Annotated in this window: 1 protein-coding gene; it reads left to right on the forward strand. The window is 63.0% G+C overall.

What is annotated here, in order from left to right; all coding sequences use genetic code 11:
- Positions 1-1248, forward strand: a 1248-nt coding sequence (locus J7024_RS36955) for a T6SS effector phospholipase Tle3 domain-containing protein (RefSeq protein WP_442861919.1), incomplete at both ends; no start/stop codon positions are given.

Genomic DNA, 1248 nt, shown 5'->3' on the forward strand with positions numbered 1-1248 from the left:
CGTACCCATTACCGTCGTATGCCACAGCCAGGGCAACATCGTCGGCCTCACGGCGGCGTTCTTCGGCGACGCATTCCCCGATGTCGAAGATCCGTGGGGCCGCACGGGGCACTGCGTGGCGGACGCTTACGTGCTGGCGAACGCACCATACAGCCTCGCGAATGCAGACGGTCCGTACAAATCCGACACGTTCATGGATACGTGGTCGCAACGCGCGACGAAAGACGCGAACGGGCAGCGCGGACGGCAGACCTACGCCGCGCGCACCCAAACCTTCGGCAAGTTCCTGTCGATCGTCGGCGCCCGAAAAGCCTTCGAACAGTCGGTCGACAAGGTCGATGAAGACATGGAGAACAAGCGGGTCTCGCCGACGAGCAACCGGTCTTATGCCGCGCAAGCCGACCGCGACCGGCACGGCTTGAACGGGGCGACCTATGGCCGCGTCACCGCGTATTGCTGCCCGCACGATCAGGTGATTTCAGCAGTGACGGTTCAGGGCATCGGCTGGCGCGGGATCAGCAAGCACGAACTCGATGACATCGGCGCAGCGGGCATCCTGACGCAGCGGGTGTTTGCATCCGGCTTCCCGGTCGGCGTACAGAAACCCTACCGCTATTGGGAAGACGATTGGCGGCATGGCAAGCCGGGAACGAAGTCGGGCTTCTGGTATCCGCCGTCGCCACCGGCCAAATTCAATCTGATCGGCGCAGTCAAGGGGAATGAAAGCGTGTTGGGGGTAGCCGCGACGCTTGTGTCTGCACCGCTCATGTTCGTCGTGACCGGCATCAGTTCGGCGTTGAACATGCTCCGTGTGAATGCCGATCCGCCGAAAGGCTGGACGGTGGTAGCGGACGCGCCAGCGCTCGATGATCCATTCCCGCCGAAGGCGTTGCGGTTCGGCAAGCCCGTCGAAACGCAGGACGGCGACGCGGTGAGCGACTTCAACGAAGGTAACGATCCGCCGGCCGCATGGCGCGACGCGAACAAGGCCGATGCGGACAAGCGGGCTGACGATCCCTACGACCAATACAAGGCAAGGAACGATGACAGCGTTGCGCAGGGCACGGCAGCAACCGAAGCCGGACAGCGCTACGAGGATCGCGCGTTGATGCGGATGGAGGCGCGTCGCACGCTGAATACCGAATGGTTCGATCGCGACGGCCACGTCATTGGCGAGGACGGCAAGAGCGCAATACCCGAAGGCTACAAGGAATGGCGCGACAAGCAGATTGTCGACTGGCTCGATCG

It is taken from the genome of Burkholderia sp. WTPI3 (assembly GCF_021483755.1).
Taxonomy (GTDB): domain Bacteria; phylum Pseudomonadota; class Gammaproteobacteria; order Burkholderiales; family Burkholderiaceae; genus Burkholderia.